The 20,178-nt window shown below is 44.4% G+C and carries 14 protein-coding genes, 1 pseudogene and 1 riboswitch; of the genes and pseudogenes, 12 read left to right on the top strand and 3 right to left on the bottom strand.

All coding sequences use genetic code 11. From position 1 onward, the window contains the following. Positions 1–4 precede the first annotated feature (4 nt). The 9 genes and pseudogenes from DW205_RS10705 (at position 5) to DW205_RS10745 (ending at position 11,530) form a co-directional block, all read left to right on the top strand. Entirely contained in the window at positions 5–1,555 is a 1,551-nt protein-coding gene (locus DW205_RS10705) for a fimbrial protein (RefSeq protein WP_121963086.1), read from the top strand. A gap of 256 nt (positions 1,556–1,811) precedes the next feature. Beyond that, positions 1,812–2,903 carry a hypothetical protein gene (locus DW205_RS10710; protein ID WP_005867565.1) on the top strand — a complete coding sequence of 364 codons (1,092 nt, stop codon included), beginning with the start codon at positions 1,812–1,814 and terminating at the stop codon, positions 2,901–2,903. 21 nt (positions 2,904–2,924) lie between these two features. Beyond that, the gene (locus DW205_RS10715) at positions 2,925–4,451 is read left to right on the top strand and encodes a hypothetical protein (RefSeq protein ID WP_005867566.1); all 1,527 of its coding nucleotides are present in this window, start codon (positions 2,925–2,927) and stop codon (positions 4,449–4,451) included. Positions 4,452–4,468: 17 nt separating this feature from the next. After that, positions 4,469–6,943 (top strand): DUF4906 domain-containing protein, encoded by a 2,475-nt coding sequence (locus tag DW205_RS10720; protein WP_057326196.1) that lies wholly within the window; start codon positions 4,469–4,471, stop codon positions 6,941–6,943. 667 nt (positions 6,944–7,610) lie between these two features. After that, positions 7,611–8,495, top strand: a pseudogene (locus DW205_RS10725) (Rpn family recombination-promoting nuclease/putative transposase). 222 nt (positions 8,496–8,717) lie between these two features. Next, entirely contained in the window at positions 8,718–9,005 is a 288-nt protein-coding gene (locus DW205_RS10730; protein WP_005867570.1) for an HU family DNA-binding protein, read from the top strand. Positions 9,006–9,047: 42 nt separating this feature from the next. Then, entirely contained in the window at positions 9,048–9,605 is a 558-nt protein-coding gene (locus DW205_RS10735) for a DUF3575 domain-containing protein (protein ID WP_005867572.1), read from the top strand. Positions 9,606–9,613: 8 nt separating this feature from the next. Then, positions 9,614–11,098 carry a DUF3868 domain-containing protein gene (locus tag DW205_RS10740; RefSeq protein ID WP_005867573.1) on the top strand — a complete coding sequence of 495 codons (1,485 nt, stop codon included), beginning with the start codon at positions 9,614–9,616 and terminating at the stop codon, positions 11,096–11,098. 51 nt (positions 11,099–11,149) lie between these two features. Continuing rightward, on the top strand, positions 11,150–11,530 hold the full coding sequence (locus DW205_RS10745; protein WP_005867576.1) for a hypothetical protein: 381 nt from the start codon (positions 11,150–11,152) through the stop codon (positions 11,528–11,530). Positions 11,531–11,610: 80 nt separating this feature from the next. Here DW205_RS10745 and DW205_RS10750 read toward each other — a convergent pair whose 3' ends face one another. Genes DW205_RS10750 through DW205_RS10760 form a run of 3 tightly spaced genes read right to left on the bottom strand, consistent with a single transcriptional unit; the run spans position 11,611 to position 15,108 of the window. Continuing rightward, positions 11,611–12,270 (bottom strand): thiamine diphosphokinase, encoded by a 660-nt coding sequence (locus DW205_RS10750; RefSeq protein WP_005867578.1) that lies wholly within the window; start codon positions 12,268–12,270, stop codon positions 11,611–11,613. Between the two features lie 17 nt (positions 12,271–12,287). After that, entirely contained in the window at positions 12,288–12,875 is a 588-nt protein-coding gene (gene pnuC / locus DW205_RS10755; protein ID WP_008777886.1) for a nicotinamide riboside transporter PnuC, read from the bottom strand. Between the two features lie 34 nt (positions 12,876–12,909). Further along, positions 12,910–15,108 (bottom strand): TonB-dependent receptor, encoded by a 2,199-nt coding sequence (locus tag DW205_RS10760; protein ID WP_005867583.1) that lies wholly within the window; start codon positions 15,106–15,108, stop codon positions 12,910–12,912. A 42-nt stretch (positions 15,109–15,150) separates the two neighbouring features. Then, positions 15,151–15,261: riboswitch (TPP riboswitch) on the bottom strand. 237 nt (positions 15,262–15,498) lie between these two features. Here DW205_RS10760 and rimP point away from each other — a divergent pair. From rimP to infB, 3 genes are read left to right on the top strand one after another with little or no spacing between them, the layout of a single operon-like run. Further along, entirely contained in the window at positions 15,499–15,966 is a 468-nt protein-coding gene (rimP, locus tag DW205_RS10765; protein ID WP_005867585.1) for a ribosome assembly cofactor RimP, read from the top strand. Between the two features lie 4 nt (positions 15,967–15,970). After that, positions 15,971–17,236 carry a transcription termination factor NusA gene (nusA, locus tag DW205_RS10770; protein ID WP_005867586.1) on the top strand — a complete coding sequence of 422 codons (1,266 nt, stop codon included), beginning with the start codon at positions 15,971–15,973 and terminating at the stop codon, positions 17,234–17,236. Positions 17,237–17,256: 20 nt separating this feature from the next. Next, positions 17,257–20,178 carry a translation initiation factor IF-2 gene (infB, locus tag DW205_RS10775; protein ID WP_008777887.1) on the top strand — a complete coding sequence of 974 codons (2,922 nt, stop codon included), beginning with the start codon at positions 17,257–17,259 and terminating at the stop codon, positions 20,176–20,178.

Consider the following 20,178-nt stretch of genomic DNA (forward strand, 5'->3'; position numbering starts at 1 on the left):
GGATATGAAACTAAGACATTTATTATTAGCCTCCTTCGCCGCATGCACTTTTGCCTCCTGCTCGGACGATAGCTCGAATGGCATCGAGATACCGGAAGAGAACTATCAGATGATAGATGCGAACGTCTCTCTTACCGCTACGGCTTTGGATGGGATACAGACAAAAGGTGCAACGGAAGAGGGCGGTGATGCTGTGCTAGAATCTGGCAGTAATAACGAGCAATTTATTAATGAACTAACCGCCTATTTGTTTTATGTAGACAATGGGGTGAACGAGGAGGCATATAAATTCGCCGCAATGAAGACGGTATCCTCTGCTGCTGATGGTCATTCCGTAAAGACTATTGAGGGTATCGTTGTCAAGGTAAAAGCTACGGCGGCCGGCGAACTTTCTGATACGCAATTGGCGGTGGTCTTTTTAGCGAATACGAAACTTGCTACGCCTCCTTCTAATTTGGGGGATGTGAAAGCAGCCAAACTTGAAAGTCTTGTTGATTTTATGCAAGTGCATCCAGTGCCCAGTGGTACGCAAACGTATGTACCGATGTTTAGCCAGATAGTTACGATCGGTGGAGGTAGTTCTAAGCTTCTGGCAGGAACAACATATGATAATTGGGTGAAAGGATCTACAACCCCTTCTATTACATATACAAACAATGCGGTAGTAGGTGCAGCACATAAGGAGATTGAGAAAAAAAGTGAAGCGGAAGGATGGACTGAAAAAAATTCCTCTTATGATCCGGCAAATATTCCAGATGATGATAAAATCCCATTAACCCGCCATGTAGCCCGTGTCCAACTTCAAGCTATTGATTGCGACTTCAAGAACAATTATGCAGACGCGTCATTTGAGTTGACACATGTATATATCGCTAACGCTAGCAATACTTCCCTTATCTATGCTGACGCAACAAAACCGTATAGTTTGGATAATGCTACTGCTTATTCTCATGGTTGTAGCTATGAGCGAGATGACTATTTCTTAGTGAATGGTACTAAAAATATAGCTTCTTTAGCTTGGACAATGGATGCAGGGGTAGACATCAAAATGACGGGTCATAGTCATTCTTCTAATTTGAACGGCGATGGTTCCATAAATTATAATGGTAGCAGTTGGTTCTCTTTTGATGACCAAACGATTAGTGGTGATGGATATGGACGTAAAGAGATGCCTCAATTTTATGTGTTTGAAATGAAGGGGGATAAACCGATGCTTGCAGATGATCTGAATAAAGGTGCTTCTCCATCTGGAAATATACAGACCATGTTAATTCTTCGGGGCAATTGGTATCCAAATGGAAAAACGAATGGAAAAACGAATGGACAAAGTAATGATGTGGTTAAAAAAGATCGCTACTACCGTATACCAATTAAGCAAGATGCGACTAGTGGCATTATTGGTGTACAACGTAATACCATCTATAAGATATACGCTACGATAACCGGTGAAGGCTCTAAGGATCCCGACACAAGCGAGTTGAACGCTTGTATCAGTTTCAGTATTAAGGTCGAGCCTTGGACGGTCATCACGCAAACTGAGACAGACGTGAATTGATTAAACTCTTTCATAACGATTAATAGCGAGAACGGGGTTCGGAATTTCCGGACTCCGTTTTTTTTGTCCTATGATGAATGGATTTGCACTCTGCATAGGTATCCCTATCTCCAAAGATAGCTTTAACCACACCCTCAAATGCCTATATTCAATATGCTAGTTTTACCCCTTAAAGTTGAAAGTTACGCCTATCGTGCCGAATAATGGATTCCTCTAATTTTGCTAGCGTAAAAACAAGAGAAAAATTCAATCCATTATGAAAATAAAGAATATACTAGCATTGTTATGCTTCCTTTGCATCGGAGTGTCCTGCTCCATGGAAGACGATATTTTGAATAACGTGGATATGGGAGGCGTTGGGACGAATATCGCAAACACCGAGGCCGTTTTTGCCTTCTCTCTTTCCGGCAATAGCTCTATGACCAAGGCTGGTGAAATAACGGAAAATCCCAATGATGTTACTTCTACGGAATCTTCTATCAGTAATTGTTTTGTAGCTATTATTAAAGATGACAATGTATTGTCTTCTTATTGGTACGCAACAAGCGATTTGCAGACGAGTAGCGAGTCCTTTACTACGGATATCAAGCGCCACATGATCGTGAAAGTGCCAAGTGATAAGCCGGCACTTACGGCTTATGCGGTGGCGAACCTGACACAGACGACTGCCGATAAGTTATTGGCTTGTACAACCATAGCGGGTATTCGAGATGTAGAGTTGGCAGAACCTAATTTTCTAGTAAAAGTAGGAGAACAACCCATTGGATCTTATAAAACAACTACTCAATTGGCTACTCACGATGACGTGAATTGTAACAAAATAACAATTCCCGTATCGCAGAGAGTTGCGGCGTTTGAACTGGCTTCCTTCAAGGTGGTAGACACGAGTAAAGAAAAGGTGGATGGTGAGTATCCGGTAGTACCGAATGTAGAGGTCGTTTCCGTACAGATGCTGAACATTAAGCTAAGCGCTAAAGTGGTAGGTGAGTATGGTAGCTCTTTTTCCGGAGTAGATGATAATATTCTGAAGCCAACCGATGTGAACCAGAGTGATCCGAAGAAAGACATTTACGGTACTTACGATAAGATCCGTTTTTATGGCTATGATAATACGGATGTGGATCGTCAGACTTCCATGAAAATAACCTATAAGGTCGATGGTGCGGTAATGGATCGTACCTATCCGATCAAGACAAAGCCGGGAGATGCGGTGAAGGTTGTTGGGGGGAATCTCTATAAGTTATCTGTGACAATAGGTAATGCCAGCGAGGATATTGATTTTGTAATTGAAGATTGGATACCGAATACCTTGAGTGTCGGTGATATTTTTGGAGAACCAGTTAAGTAAACAGGGTAAAATAAACATAACATGAAGCAGTTAAAAGATATAGTATTGACAGGATTTTTGGCGCTCTTGGCCTTTACCGCATGTACGGAAGAGAAGCTGATAGATGAGCGACCGATGGAAACAGGTACGGTTTCGATCTCTTTCTCTACTGAGGGCGTGGAGACGAAAGCGATAAATGCCGGTGGTACTTATCAGTACGCTACGGCGGATGAGCTTAACATAAACAATATTTTCGTCTCCATCTTCAAGAAGGTGGATAACGAGTGGAAATACTTGATTTCTAAGACTGGAACCTTAGGTGATGGCAGTTTTGTCGGGACACAAAGTTCCGGCTCTTTTAAATTGACCGGTTTAACCTTACCGCTTAACACGGAACTGAAGGTGGTAGCTATCGTGAATCCATTGGAGGACAAGGTTGCGTCTTATGCGGAAATGGATTATAATGGGTTAAGTGCCGAGACGGTAACTTATACTGGTACGTTGGGTGGAGAGGGTTATTATACATTCGATCCGAAAACCTTGATAAAGGCAGGCGAGCAGGATATGAAATTTACCGCTACTAGCGGTGTGATTTCTGGCGGCAAGGATGTCCATTTGAAGCAATTGGCGGCGAAAGTAGAGTTGGACTTGGATGTGGAGTTGCCGAAGATGGAAGGCTCTACGACTACGAGTAAGTGGACGTTGGATGGTTATTCTATGGATGACATTATCAATAAGTTATCTAAAAGAATGAGTAGCGCATCTAACAAAAATAAACCTGTTATTGTATATGTGGATCAGTCTGGTGCATTGAAGGCAACAGGATCGGGAGAAAAAGTTCCAGCTGGTGCTAAGGCGTTAGCGCGGGCATGGAATAACTCTGCGGATAAAGACTGTGCTAATCAACCTAATACTAGTAATAAATATGCGCATATAGAAAGTTTTTCTTCGGGAAACCCTATTACAATGGCGATAACTACTACAACTCCAACATGGTTGTTTAATTTGATAAGTGTTCAAGTATTGAATGTGAATACACAATCGAAACTGATTATCCCCACAAATCAATTGAATGATGCGATTGGTTTGAGAGATGGATCTATCCTAGGAGGAATGGCAGATACTAAGGTCAATTTATCTTTTTACACGTATGAAAGAGACAAGGTCAGTGATCTAACAAAAGCCTTGTCTGTGAAGATAGTTGGGGAATACGTTAAGGGTGATAAAAAGGAAATAGCAACTTATAAGTTGAAGTCTACAGGTTTTCATCCCACATGGGATGAAGATGGGGGCTGGGGAGAAGGTTCAAACACTAAGTTTATTATCAATACGGAAGAATTGGAAATGGGTGGAACCGTATCTAAAATAGATATAACTTCTACCGGAGAGAGTACGGACTATCAATACTCCATCCCAATCAACCCTGAATATAAAGCGGATGAATGCACGGACGGTTTGATCCACGGTAACTATTATCATGTGACAGGAATGTTGAAACAATCAACAGGTGAGTTTAATATATGGGTAGCTCCTTGGGTTGGGAAAGATGTTAGCGCAAACTTTAATTAAACAGTAAATAGAATATTATGAAAGCGATAAAAAATATATATGCCTTGTTCTTGGGCCTGTTAATGCTAGGACTAGGTTCCTGCATGGAAGAGACGGAAGTGAATGGAGGAGAGCAGAATGTTGATGGATTACGACTGTCCTTGAGCGTTTCCGCTAGCGACGTGATCTCTCCGCTCACGAAAGCCTCAGCTACTGATGCTAATGCTATTAGCGATTTGAATATCCTTGTGTATAATAAGGATAATAATCGCTTAGTTAAAGGATTGTATTTGACCGGTGCAGCCTTGAATGGCCTTACCGTAAATAATAACGAAGAGAATAAGGCGGTTAATTACGATATAGCTTTACAGAATGGTTCTTATCGTGTACGAGTAATTGCGAACGCAGAATCTGATTTGAGTGCGGAGCCGTTCGATAAGATAGATAATCTATCGTATGGAACGTTAGATAATTTGCCAAAGATGGTAATGAGCGCATCCGCTGATGATGTATCAGTTAGCGGAGGAAAAGGTTTTGCCATCCTTTCGTTAAAGCGTATTTACGCTATGATATCCGTATCTGTGAATACTTCTGGATTGAAAGATCGTACGATCAAGCCCCTAAAAGTATCTTTGCATCAAGTACCGGCTACTGGTAAATTGTTTATGAACAACTTAATCCCGGCAAATCCGTCACCTTCAGATTATATAACGGAGGCTGATATGATCGAATTTTCCAATCCGGTAGAGAATGTTAGTTCAATGAAAGATAACAGTGTTTTCTTTATGTATGAGAATAAGCAACCGGATGGTGTCTGCTTACTGAAAGACGGAAAGTATGTAGAGGCATATAAAACCCCGGCCAGTTTAGGTAACACCCCAATAAAGGATGTTGCCACTGTGGAAGCGGATAAGACTTGTTCTTATATTCGTGTGGAAGCGGAGTATTCAGAAATGGGTGCTAGTGGGAAGATTGTTTATCGCTTTTTCTTAGGAGATGACGCTTTTACCAATTTTGCGGTAGAGCGAAACGCCCACTATAACGTGACGCTTAATCTTACCGGTAAGGGCGGGGTTGACGAGGCTTCTTGGCGTGTGACGAAAGATTTTAACTGGGATTTTACGGTGGATGATATTTATATCGGGTATCGGATAGGCTCTATAAGTGATATCCAAGTGAAGTTGCCGACAGACCATGGTTGGTTTGATAATTGTACATGGAGTGTGGAAGGTTCAAATCGTGAGGATTTCCAGATTGGTGCGTATGATAAAAATACGAATACGATTCGAGTTATCACGAAGAAAACGAATATTAGTAGTAAGGATCACATAACTAATACCGTGACGATTACGGCTACAGGGAAGGACGGAAAATCAATCTCTAAAACTGTAACTGTCAATCAAGTTATCCGTTTGGTCGATCCGATAGCTTTCTATAAGAAATGGGACAACAGGGAGCTTGTCAAAGTTAAGGTGCGAGAATTTAATAAGGAGAAGAGAAAGTATGAGATATTGAATTCTATTGGCCCTTGGACAGCTACTATTACCGCTGGGGATTGGTTTACGCTATCTACAGATGACGGACAGTCTGTCGTCGGAACATCGAAGTCTGTTACAGGTACTGGAGGTGATATTGTTTTTAATTATAAACCGAATTCGAGCACAGGAAGTTCTTCCACCAATCGTTATGGCGCTATCAAGGTAACCTATCATAATAACCGTTGCGAGCATATGATTTATTTGCGTCAAGGTTATGCGGATACGCAATTGTTGGATGGTGGGGCAACTTGGTCTTTATTCAATTGTACGACAAAAGGCTCTATCACCAACGCTCCGACCCAATCTGGATATTTTTATCAAGGAGGGGCTTCAGATTCCTATTATACACCATGGGATGTGACTTATGGTAATAAGCATTTGAATTGGAAAGAAAAAACATCGGAGGACATGCGCAATGAAAAATACAAATGGGAGTATGGACAAGGTCCATGTCCGAGTGGTTATAAAGTTCCTGCGGCTAGCCATTACAGTGCTATTAAGAGTGCTACGGAGAAAAATACATTATTTACATATGGAGGATATGTGTATGATGATAGTTGTCCGGTTGAGAATACTCCTTTTGGTTGGCAGTGGGATTCAGAAGGCAATGCGGTTATAGATGAAACTATAGATTGCAATCCGGCTAAAGGGACATTAATGGTTCGTTCTACTGGAGAACCTGTCAATTTGTTCTTCTCTTATGGAAAGGCTGTTATGACTGAGCATGGGAGTGCTGCAGAGGATACAGGGATTGATGAGATTGGTATTGGGTATTTGGGTGGAGGTCGACTTCTCTATAATACAGCCCATCGATATGGGGCTTTTTATTGGTCTGGATCTGGTGACTCTAATGCTGATACGAATATGCTTTTTATAGATTTTTGGTATTCTCTGAATACCAATGTTCCTATTAATGTCGGAACATTAAATACGAATAACGGCATGTTTGTTCGTTGTGTGAGGAGTGAAAAATAAATTGATATATCTAGTTGTAGAGACGCAGCATGCTGCGTCTCTCTCTATTTAACAGAAATCAATCTGACACTTTGTATTCTTAACTCCCGGAGAATCCCTTTTTCCGTCCCGACCTACGGCTTGCCTCCAAATACGCAAGAAAAAAACAGTAATTGCTTAGCATATACGTAGATGCTGAAAAACGCCCATTCATTCTAGCTAAATTAGTTCATCGTAATTCATATCAAGTAGGGTGAAAAGGGGAAAAACAGGCTTACGACTGGGGTGTAACGGTACAAGAATGCCCATTCGCAACCGCTTATAACCCTATTAGCGACCGCTTACGATGCCCAACGGCACGGTAGGTGTTGCCCAACGCCACCGTATGTGTAGGCTTTTGCCTCCTAATGTGCGTTGAAAACCGTCCTTTTTTATCCTAAAACATGAATAAAGCGGCGCTCCACGCCTTTATTACGTGGCTTTCATTAAAAGGGAATGCCACGATATGCGTCTTATATTGATCAAAAGGATCAGATAATGTTCGTTTGGCTAACAGGTTGATCTTTGATACTAAAGTGATATGAATGGCTTATTTTATCTAGACGAGATTTTTTATTCGGAAAATAGTCCTTACCTTTACGGCATAGATACGTTTTCAAGTATTAATCAATCAAAACCCATACAAACTATGGAACATTACGTGAATATCATGTTGGATAGCGGCTTCAAGGCCGTCTTTGGAGACAAGCAAGTGATGATGGATTTCATCAACGCCGCCTTGTACGACGAGCGTGAGGTGGCCGACCTCAATTACATGGACAAGGAGATCTCCCCGGAGTTGTCGGACGGTCGTACCGTGATCTTCGACCTACTTTGCGAGGATACGGACGGTGCTAAATTCATCGTAGAAATGCAGAATTGCCCTCAGAATTACTTCTTCAACCGCGGTTTTTACTATATTTGTCGTATGATCTCCCGTCAAGGAGAGAAGGGCCCGGAGTGGAAATACGACCTGCTCCCGGTATATGGAATCTACCTGTTGAACTTCAGCCTTCCCGAGTTCCCTTCATGGCGAACGGACGTGGTTCTGGCAAACGAGCAAACAGGTAAGACTTTTGGGCGGATCCGGCTGAAACAGATCTATATCTCTTTCGAATGATTCGATTTGCGTTACGAGGAGTGCGTTACTCCGTTAGAAAAAACAATTTATGTACTGAAGAATATGAACCTGTTTGATATGTCTCCCTTAAAGGAGAAAGAGGCTCACTTCCGCCGTTTGCTGGACGTGGCGAACTTGGGTGCCCTCACCCCGCAGGAGCGTGCCATCTACGACGAGAACCTGAAGATCTACCGGGATTGGAAGGCTACGATGGAGTATGCGGTGGAGAATGCTGAGGCGAGAGGTGAGGCAAGGGGTGAGGCGAGAGGTAGCCGATTGACCGCTTTACGTACCGCTTGGAACTTAAAGAGGATCGGCTTGGAGCCTTCTGTGATCGCTCAATGTACGGGGCTTTCCTTGGAGGAGATAAACGATCTGGAAAACCTCATTCGCAAGGAAGAGATTAAGTGTTAGATGTGGATGATATGGTATGACTGATAAGGGGCAGGCTTACACAAGTCTGCCCCTTGCTGTCTTTATAAAGTGTCGGTGTTCCTATCTCCTTCTTTGAAATGAATAGGTGTTCTTATCAATCAAGGATAGTTGGTAGGTTTACCCTTTAAAGTTGAAACTCACACCTATCGTGCTAAGAAATGTTATAATCTATTTTTGTGATGCAAATTAAAAGTGAAAGGGATGAATAGGAGAGAACTCGTGAAAACATTGGCTGATAAATTGTCGGTTACGCAAGCGGAGGCGATGCGCTTTGTTCAAGCTTGGGAAGAGACTACGACAGAGGCTTTGGAAAGTGATGGTTCTTTGATGCTATTGGGCTTTGGAACGCTCTCCGCTTGGGAACAAACCGAACGGATCGGCAGAAATCCTAAGAATGGGGTGGCTTATATGATAAGAGCTCGTAAAAGCGTGAAGTTTAAGCCCGGTAAATTATTACTTAAACAGTTGAATGCGAGCTCGTCGAAGTGAAGGCATTCACGTATGTATAATAAAAACGAAAAAATATTCGATATGAAGAGAATTCTTTTCCTAGTCCTGCTCTTGGTAGCTACGACAGGCGTTTACGGCCAGAAGTTCGCGGTGAAGTCGAACTTACTCTATGATGCGACTGCTACGATCAACTTGGGTGTAGAGGTTGGCTTGGCGAAAAAGTGGTCGCTGGATCTATCCGGCAACTATAATGGATGGAAGTTTGGTGATGAGGCTCGTATGAAACATTGGCTGGTACAACCAGAAGCTCGTTATTGGTTGTGTGAGAAGTTTAATGGACATTTCTTCGGCTTGCATGCGCATTATGCGGATTACAATGTTGGAGGCCTAAAGTTCTTGAGCAAGAATATGGAGAATCACCGTTATCAAGGTAATTTGTATGGCGCCGGACTCTCTTATGGTTATCACTGGTTGTTAAGCGATCGGTGGAGCATGGAAGCCGTGTTGGGTATTGGTTGGGCGCATCTGGATTATGATAAATATCCTTGTGCCACTTGCGGAACCGTATTGAAAAGCGATACGAAAGATTATTTCGGGGTTACGAAAGCCGCTATTTCTATTATTTACTTTATTAAATGACCCAAGCGATGAACAAGAAGATAAATGCATATATGATGGCGGCTATGATGGCCGTCGTGTCTCCGGCAATCATGGGACAGACTGCCTCGGATGGGGTTAAAGTGATTTGTAACGACGTGGTACAGAAGGGTGACTCGGTATATATCGATGCCGTGGTGACGGTAAGTAGCGATGCGGTGAAATCCCGTAGCTATTTGGAACTGACCCCCGTCTTGGAATCGGCTTCGCAAAAAGAGGGGCTTCCTTCTATTTTGGTGAACGGACGTATCCGCCAGAAAGTATATAACCGTGAGGTCGCCTTGGATAATTTGAACGACGTACCTCATTATACTATCTTGAAAGCCGGGAAGGAAGATCAAGTGGTAAGTTATAAAACCGCCGTGCCTTTTGAGGATTGGATGAAAGACGCACGTGTCGTGTTAGACCCGAATCTATGCGGTTGCGGTAAGGAAGAGGCCGGTAGTCCGTTATTGATCGCGGACAAGATTCGTCGTCGTCCGGATAAGCGCTATGAGGTTCAGCCTACATTCTCTTATATCACGCCGATGGCAGAGACGGAGAAGCATCGTGCGGAAGTCGGTACGGCTTTCTTGGACTTCCAAGTGGGTAAATATCAGATTCTTCCTGATTTCCGTAATAATGCGGTGGAGTTGGCGAAGATCAATAATACGATCCGTACCGTTACAGAGGATAAGAACGTGAAACCGACAGGTATCGTACTGAAAGGATATGCCTCACCGGAAGGCTCTTACGCTAGTAATAAGAAATTGGCGGATAATCGTGTCAAAGCGTTACGTGACTATATCCGCCAGAAGAATGACTTCAAGGCTGATTTCTTCACGATGAGCTCGGAACCGGAAGATTGGGTCGGTTTTAAGGAAAAGGTAGAGGCCGATCCGAATGTGCCGAATCGTAGCGAGGTATTGGCGATTATCGATAGCTCGGATGATCCGGATCGCAAGGAGGCTAAGTTACGTGCCTTGGGTGGTGGCGCCGCTTTCCGTTATGTGCTGAAAGATATTTTCCCTTCGTTACGTCGCTCGGAATATAAGATTGATTATACGGTACGTGAGTTTACGGTGGATGAGGGGCGTGAGATTATCAAGACTCGTCCGCAACAGCTAAGTTTAGGGGAGATGTTCGCGGTGGCTAACAGCTATGAGATCGGTAGTGACGAATATAATAATGTATTTGATATCGCTGTCCGTATGTTTCCGAATGATCCGGTAGCGAATCTTAACGCCGCGAATATCGCTATGGGCAAGGGTGATTATGCTTCCGCTAAGAACTATTTGGCGAAAGCGGGGAACGCCCCGGAGGCGGTTCATGCGAAAGGAGTGTTAAGTATGTTGACCGGTGATTTGACGGAAGCGGAATCTCTATTGAAGCAGGCTCAGGATATGGGAGTAAAGGCCGCGGCGATAAATTTAGAGGAATTGCGCAAGAAAATAGAGGATAATGCGGTATTTGATAGTTTCAACGCTGTAAAATGATAGCTATTCCTCCCTATGTATAGGGTAGAAGGCACTTAATTTGTAAATGTCATGAAGACAAATATTAATAATAATTTCTTTTATATGGAACAAGCATCAGATGTAGTAGAGTTGGTTCTGCCTCATGAGGTAGATAATCCAAACAATGTCTATCTGTATCTGGAAGGAGATGCTTGGTGCGCATACGAACGTTCAGCCTACTATCTGACTCAGATGGAGGTTTCGGTTGTATTAAAGAAAGAAGTAATCCACGATGACTATGACGTGGTTTTACTGAAAGCTTTTTTCGCCGTGAATGATATGTATTTGCCCCTTTCTCCTACGGCTGTGCTGAAGTTGGTTGCCGACGATAAGCTACAGTTCCAGATAAGGGATAGGGTAGAAGGTTTTTCCGAATGGAAAGAGAATGAGTTAAAAAAATTATCTGCTTGATAAGGAAGCGAACGCTTCTTATTTAAGCATGTAAAGTTGAGGGGTGTAACGGTCCTGAAAAGTAGTGATACTTTTCAGGACTATTTTTTTGTATGGGGAGCTTCCCTGTAAATGATCACCCGGCAATCTGGGGAGAGGGTGACGGTAAATTGATTTCCTAAAGCCTCGTTGAGAGTTCCTTGCCACCATGAGGTGAGCTTTCGTTGGCAAATGGGCCAGCGGAGTCCTTCTGTACTAATCTCCCCTTCGGGATAAAGAACGAAAATGGAGATTTGTTGCCCCGGATAAGAAGCGAAAGTCGTTGTTTCTAAGATAGGTGTGAAAAGACCATAGTCGGATAACATCTCCACCCGCTTGAATAAGGGGGCATACTCCATAAGAAGGGATATATTTCCCAATGTATGATCCTCACGCAATCCGGTAGCTCCTAATATGAGAACTTCTCGATAGCCTTGGGCATGGGCGAAGCGGATGGATTTGGAGAGGTCGTTGATCTCTTGGTCCTCTACATGGTGGATTTGGTCTGCGTAGCGTTTGCGCAGGTCGGCGGGTATACTGTCCAAGTCTCCTACGATAGCGTCCGGATGAATACCCTTTTCATAAAGTGTCTTTACGGCTCCATCACAAGCGATAATCGTTTTCGCTTCCTTTAATAATCTCAAGGGTAACTCAGCGGAAGGAAATCTCCCATTCGCTACGATCACACATCCTCTTTCCTTCACTTCCGTATTATCTCCCATAATTCATAAATTATAAATTAAAACTCTTCCCCTTTCTTCCGCCAATTGTAATAGCCCACAATGGCTAGTGTCGCATAGCAAAAATAGAGTAGCATCGTCGGATACAAGCCCCGAAGGTAATAAAGATATACGGAAACGAGGTTTACGATTACCCAAAAAATCCAATGCTCGATAATTCGCCTTGCCAGCATCCAAGTAGCGACAATGCCTACCGACGTGGTGAACGCATCGCCTACGGGGATGGGAGAGTCCGTGAATTGATGAAGGAGATACCATAAGATGGCGAATACAACGGCCAATGTTCCGATAATCCCCACGAAAAGCGGAAGGCTCAGATGGGTGTATAGGATACGGTCGGAGGGAAGACTGTCGTTTTCCGTGTGTATCTCATGTTTCTTCCGGGTCCATTGATAGAAACCGTATATGCTGATTCCTACGTAATAGGTTTGCAATCCCATGTCCGCATAAATCTTAGCGGACAGGAAGACAAAGACATACACGAGGGAGGTGAGGAATCCCACCACCCACATGCCCTTATGTTGTTTAATCTCTAGAAAGAGATAGAGCAGACCGGTTATTACTCCGAAGTATTCTAGCCAAACCATTTTAGTAATTGATAATTGATAATTGAAAATTAAGTTAGAATTTGAAGGTGATCCTGGCCATGGCGTTCGTGCCGGCTTGGGTGAAATAACCGTCATCCTTTTTACGTGTGCCGTTTTCGATATACGAGTATACCCATGCGTTGGTCTCGTACTTCTCGTTGAAGAGGTTGTTGATAGTCACGTCTAGGGTTATTTCTTTCATGAACTTAGGCTGGAAGGCGTAACCGATACGTAGGCTATTGATAAAGTAGGGATCGATGGAACGATCCTTGCTGCTTGAATTGTCTATGTATTGGCGGCCTACTATTTGTGAGTTGAAACTCGCGATAAACCCTTTGTAAACGAAATCGAACATGCTGTTCGCTATTAGATTGGGTGAGAAAGCTATATTCGTTGTGCCTAGATCATTGATCTCTTGTCCTCCGGTATCCCAATTATCCACGTATTCCACGAAATGCTTGATTTTATTTTGGCTGAGGGTTACGTTCGCGCTCCAATTCAGCCAAGAGGTGATTTGTACACCTCCGGTAAGCTCGATACCCATTCGGTAACTATCCTTTATATTGGAAGTGAGGGCCTCGCCGATCTCGCTGATCTTGCCGGTTAGGATCAATTGGTTGTTGTAATCCATGAAATAGAGATTGGCTCCAAACCGGAAACGGTCGTTACCAAAACTATAACCGGCCTCGTAATCATATAAGGTCTCGTGGGTAGGACGTTCCTCGGGGCCTGCCTCCGTGAAATTGTCACGGTTCGGTTCCCGGTTAGCGACGGAGAAAGAGACGAAGGCGTTATGGCCATTGTTATGGAAGTTTATTCCGGCTTTCGGGTTGAAGAAGTTCCAGTTCTTACGAATGTCCAGTCCTTCCCCGGCTTTGTCATCGTTTCCCTTAATGGTGTAATGGATCCCACGGTATTGTAAGTCCAGATAGCCGGTGAAAAGAGGGGAAAGACGTTGAGTCAATTTAGCGTATGCGTTGTAGTCTAATTTCTTACCGGTATTGCGATAATATTCGTAATCCGGTTGTGGCAAGACGTTTGCGCTTTTGGTCCACATTACCCGGCCAAAATGATCGCCTACATAGTTGTTGACGGCGGTTCCCAGCGTAAGGCGGGTATTGTCACGTTGATAGTTTGCGCTATAAACGGCTCCATAGAAATAATTGTCGAGCCATTTACGGCGCACAAGGTCCGTCTTTTTTACGGTATTACCCTCCGGATCGATATATTCCGGTAGTTTATAACTGCTGAATTTGGCTTTCGATTTATAATCCTCGTAATATCCGTTACCATCGGTGTAATGAAGGGTCAGGTTCATATTCCAGAAATCTCCGATACGCTGGCTGGCCATTAAATGGTAGTTGTGTTGCCAATAATTATCCGTCTGATTGTTATAAAACTTCTTCACTCCATCTTCCTCATATTCTCCGCATGGATTATAGCTACGATCTGTGTCAAGTAAATAAGACGGAACACCGTTCCATGCTTGATAGGTCTTCTCGCTGTTCCCGAAGGCTTGGAATTTAATCAATGTATTATCGGCATAGAAAGCGGCGGAGGCATAGTAAGAACTCATACGGGCGGAGGCACGATCGATAAAGCCGTCGCTACGGATATTGGAGTAGCGGGCGTCGAAAGCGAAATGATCGTAAAGTAATCCGGTGCCGCCTTTTACCGTATGTTTCAGCGTACCGAAAGAACCTGCTGATACGGAATATTCGCCGTAAGGCTTTAAGGACGGTTTCTCGGTCTGCATGGCGACCGTAGCGCCAAAAGCCGCAGCTCCGTTCGTAGAGGTTCCGGCGCCTCGTTGGATCTGGATCGATTCTACCGAGGAAGCTATATCGGCCATATTAGCCCAGAATACGGTATGAGACTCGGAGTCATTAACCGGTACGCCATTGATCGTGATATTGATACGGTTCGCATCTGTACCCCGGATACGAAAACCGGAGTAACCGATACCCGTTCCGGCATCCGAGGTCATGATAACAGACGGGGATTGGGAGATAAGGAATGGGATACCTTGCCCGTTGTTCCGGCTGCTTAGTTCTTGTTTGGAGATGTCGCTATAAGCTACCGGGGTCTCTTTCCCGACTTTGGTAGCGGTAATAACCACTTCATCTAAAGATACGTCTTTTGAGATTTTCAAGGAGTCGACCGGACTGGGCATTTGTGCCTTGGCGGTTGTAGCCAGTAAGGAGCCGGCCAAGATAACCAATACATTTTTCATCTTTTCATCTTTTTGCTTTAAAACTAAATAGATGAATAGAAAGGATGGGAGAAGCATGAATCCCTACGACAGCATTACCTGTACAGGTTCTATGGGTATGATCTCAGCCCGCTCCTTTCGTGAAGGATTCCGCGAGCACCCCTTCGTATTCGGCAGCAAAGATAGGCATAAAAGTGTTAATAAATATTACTATCAATAGTAAATCGGATTTCTATAGATATTAATTCTGATTACTATCGATCGTAATCCGGTTTGTGTCGTATTAATTTTTTCTGCAAAAAGATGAGGATATTTTGAGAACTCATTGATTTTTTGTATATTTGCGGGCGATTAAGTGAAGTTGAGGAGGGGGCGGGTAGTCCCCTTCTTTTGTTCTTAACAGATATGTGTATGATAGAAAAGAAAGTGGTAAGCCAATTAGTAGAGGAAAAACTAGCCTCTTCAAGCAATTATTTAGTAGACGTAGTGATTAAACCGGGGAACCTGATAGTCGTTGAAATTGATAACGATGAAGCGGTAAGCATTGATGATTGCGCTGAGTTGAGCCGGTATTTGGAGGAGCATCTGGATCGTGACGTCGAGGACTATGAGCTGGAGGTTGGCTCCGCCGGCATTACTTCTCCTTTTAAGGTACTTCGCCAATACGTCAAGAACATCGGAAACGAGGTGGAGATGCTGTTGAAAAACGGCTCGAAGCTGACAGGTGTGTTGAAATCTGCCGACGAGAACGGTGTGGTTGTCTCTGTCGAGAAGAAGGTGAAACCGGAGGGCGCTAAGCGGAAGGTAACCGTGATAGAGGATGAGTCGTATACATTTGATGAAATAAAATATACAAAATACTTAATAAGATTCAAGTAAGATTATGGCCAAGAAAGAGGAAACAATCAGTATGATTGACACCCTTGCGGAGTTCAAGGAGTTGAAGAATATCGATAAAGATACGATGATTAGCGTTTTGGAAGATTCGTTCCGCAACGTGATCGCCAAGATGTTTGGCACGGATGAGAACTATGACGTGATTATCAATCCTGAGAAAGGTGATTTCGAGATCTGGAGAAACCGTACGGTTGTGGCTGATGATGAATTGGAGGATGAGAACTTGCAGCTTACGTTGACGGAGGCCCGTAAAATCGACGCCGACTGTGAGGTGGGCGAGGAAGTGACCGACGAGGTGCATTTCGCGGACTTCGGACGTCGTGCGATCTTAAACTTGCGCCAGACTTTGGCTTCAAAGATACTTGAATTGCAGAAAGACAGCTTGTACGCTAAGTATAAGGATAAAATCGGCCACATCATCGCCGCTGAGGTTTATCAGGTGTGGAAGAAAGAAATCCTGTTGCTGGATGACGATGGTAATGAGTTGCTACTGCCGAAATCCGAGCAAATCCCGACCGATTTCTATCGTAAGGGAGAGACCGTACGTGCGATCGTTCAACGTGTGGATAACTATAATAACAACCCGAAGATCCTTCTTTCCCGTACGGATAAGGTCTTCTTGCAGCGGTTGTTCGAGTTGGAGGTTCCGGAGATTAATGACGGCTTGATTACGATCAAGGCGATCGCCCGTATCCCGGGAGAGCGTGCCAAAGTGGCTGTCGAGTCATACGATGACCGTATTGACCCGGTGGGTGCTTGCGTAGGTATGAAAGGCTCTCGTATTCACGGAATCGTTCGCGAGTTGAGAAACGAGAACATTGATGTGATTAATTACACCTCAAATCTCTCTTTGTTTATCCAGCGTGCTTTAAGCCCGGCTAAGATCTCTTCTATCCGTGTAAATGAGGAAGAAAAGAAAGCTGAGGTTTATCTACGTCCGGAGGAGGTTTCTTTAGCGATCGGTAAGGGTGGTCTGAATATTAAGTTGGCTTGTATGTTGACTGAGTATACGATTGACGTATTCCGTGATATCGAAGGAGCGGACGAGGAGGATATCTACTTGGATGAGTTCTCCGACGAGATCGACAGCTGGGTGATCGACGCACTGAAGAATATAGGATGCTATACGGCGAAGAGCGTCCTTGCTATGAACCGCAATGAGATTATTGAACGTGCCGATCTGGAAGAGCAGACCGTGGACGATCTTTTAGCTATCTTATCCGCGGAATTTGAAGATGAAGGTAACGAATAAGTATTACGACAAAGTTAGATATGCCTATAAAATTAATTCAAGTACAGAGAAAATTGAACGTGGGAATCAACACGGTGGTTGAGTTCCTGCACCGGAATGGGTTCTCGGTTGAGGATAATCCCAACACGAGGATCAGTGATGAACAGTATGCTTTGCTCGTAAAAGAGTTTGGAAAGGATCTGCCTGAGAAAGATCGTAATTTTGCGGCGGATCGTGCGCAGAAAGAGGCTCCTTCTGTGAAAGAAGAGAAGACTGCGGAAATAAAGACAGTGATACCGGAAGAATTCAGGCCTAAGATCGTAATGAAGGGTCATATCGATTTGGATGGTGGACAACATAAAAAACAGCAGGAAGAGCCGAAGGCTAAAGAGGAGCCGAAGGTGAAAGAAGAGCCTAAGGTAAAGGAAGAGCCGAAAGTGAAGGAAGCGCCTGCCGCTCCCGCTGCTCAAGCTCCTGTTAAACCCGCGCAGCCTGCGCAGGCTCCCACGGAGAAAAAAGAAGAAAAAGTTATAGTAGTGGAAGTGGAAAAAGAAAAAACCGTAGAGAAGCAACCGGTTGTTGCGGAACCTAAGGTGGAAAGTGTGAAACCGGAACAGGAAGTAGAGAAGACCGAGGAAAAAGACGATAATCTTTTCCGTTTGAACTCGGTTAAATTGGAATCAAAGATCAAGGTAACCGGTAAGATTGACTTGGATGCGCTTAACCAATCGACTCGTCCGAAGAAGAAAACGAAGGAGGAGAAGCGGAAAGAGCGTGATGAGAAGCAAAAGTTTAATAACAATCGGCCGGGTAATAATAGCAACGGTCCGGGCGCTCCTCATAAGAGTCCGAATTCGCCTACTTTGATTAAACCGAACGCTCCCACCAAACCGGGTGAGGAAGGTGACGCTAAGAAGAAGCGTAAACGTATCAAGAAAGATCGAGTAGACGTGAATAATACGCCGGGTACGAATTATCCGCGCCCGAATCGTGACGATCGTCCGAATAACGACCGTAAGCCTCGCTTGAAGAAGCCGGTGAAAGCGGAAGTTAGCGAAGAGGATGTTCAAAAGCAGATCAAGGAGACTTTGGCTCGCTTGACCAACAAGAATAATAAGAATAATAAGGGGGCTAAATACCGTCGTGATAAACGTGACGCCGCTGTGAAACGTGAGCACGAGTTGATGGAACAGGAAGAACTGGAAAGCAAGGTATTGAAGCTGACCGAGTTCGTTACGGCCAACGACTTGGCGAACATGATGGACGTATCTGTAACGGAGGTTATCGGTACTTGCATGAGCATCGGCCTTATGGTTTCGATCAATCAGCGCCTGGATGCGGAGACGATCAATATCGTGGCTGAGGAGTTCGGTTATAAGACTGAATATGTAAGCGCGGATGTTGTCGAGGCGATCAACGCTGATGAGGAAGATGATAACGAGGAGGATTGGGTAGCCCGTCCGCCTATCGTAACGGTGATGGGACACGTTGACCATGGTAAGACTTCTTTATTGGATAATATCCGTAGCGCGAACGTAATCGCCGGTGAGGCTGGTGGTATCACGCAGCATATCGGAGCCTACAACGTGAAGTTGCAGAATGGCCGCCGTATCACGTTCTTGGATACTCCGGGTCACGAGGCGTTTACCGCTATGCGTGCCCGTGGCGCGAAGGTGACGGATATCGCTATTATTATCGTGGCCGCTGATGATAACGTGATGCCTCAGACGATCGAGGCGATTAATCACGCTTCGGCTGCCGGTGTTCCTATTGTTTTCGCTATTAATAAAATCGATAAGCCACATGCTAATCCTGAGAAGATCAAGGAGGAGTTGGCGAATATGAATTACTTGGTGGAAGACTGGGGGGGTAAGTACCAGAGTCAAGAGATCTCCGCTAAGAAAGGTATCGGTGTCGAGGAGTTGTTGGAGAAGGTACTGTTGGAGGCCGACCTGTTGGATTTGAAAGCGAATCCGAAAAAACGTGCGGTTGGTTCTATCATCGAGTCTTCTTTGGACAAGGGACGTGGCTATGTATCTACCATATTGGTGGAGAACGGTACGTTGAAGATGGGAGATATCGTTTTGGCGGGAACTCATCAAGGACGTATCAAAGCGATGTTCAACGAGCGTAATCAACGGGTGGAGAAGGCTGGTCCTTCCGAGCCGGTATTGATCCTCGGTCTGAACGGTGCTCCTCAGGCCGGTGATACATTTAATGTATTGGAGACTGAGCAAGAGGCGCGTGAGATCGCTAACCGTCGTGAGCAATTGCAGCGTGAGTTAGGTCTTCGTACGCAGAAGATGCTTACCTTGGATGATATCGGACGTCGTATCGCCGTGGGTAACTTCCAAGAGTTGAACGTGATCGTGAAGGGTGATGTGGATGGCTCCGTAGAGGCTTTGTCCGACTCCTTGATCCGTTTGTCTACCGAGGAGATTCAGGTGAATGTAATTCATAAGGCGGTTGGCCAGATTTCCGAGTCGGATGTGGTTTTGGCAGCGGCTTCGAACGCTATCATTATCGGATTCCAAGTTCGTCCGTCTTTGCAAGCACGTAGAAACGCCGAGAAGGAAGGTGTAGAGATCCGTTTGTACTCTATCATCTATGATGCGATCGAGGAGGTGAAGAGCGCTATGGAAGGCATGCTTTCTCCGGAGATCAAGGAGGAGATTACCGCTTATGTGGAAGTTCAGCAGGTATTCAAGATCACCAAGGTCGGTACGGTTGCCGGATGTATGGTTAAGGAAGGCAAGATCAAACGTACGAACAAGATCCGCTTGATACGTGACGGTATCGTTATCTATGCCGGCGAGCTAGGCTCTTTGAAACGTTTCAAGGACGATGCGAAAGAGGTCGTGGCTGGCTTGGATTGCGGTTTGAATATTACGAACTTCAACGATATCCAAGTGGGCGATATGATCGAGGCTTACGAAGAGACAGAAATTAAGAAGACGTTATAA

It is taken from the genome of Parabacteroides sp. AM17-47, from assembly GCF_003434625.1.
GTDB lineage: Bacteria > Bacteroidota > Bacteroidia > Bacteroidales > Tannerellaceae > Parabacteroides > Parabacteroides distasonis.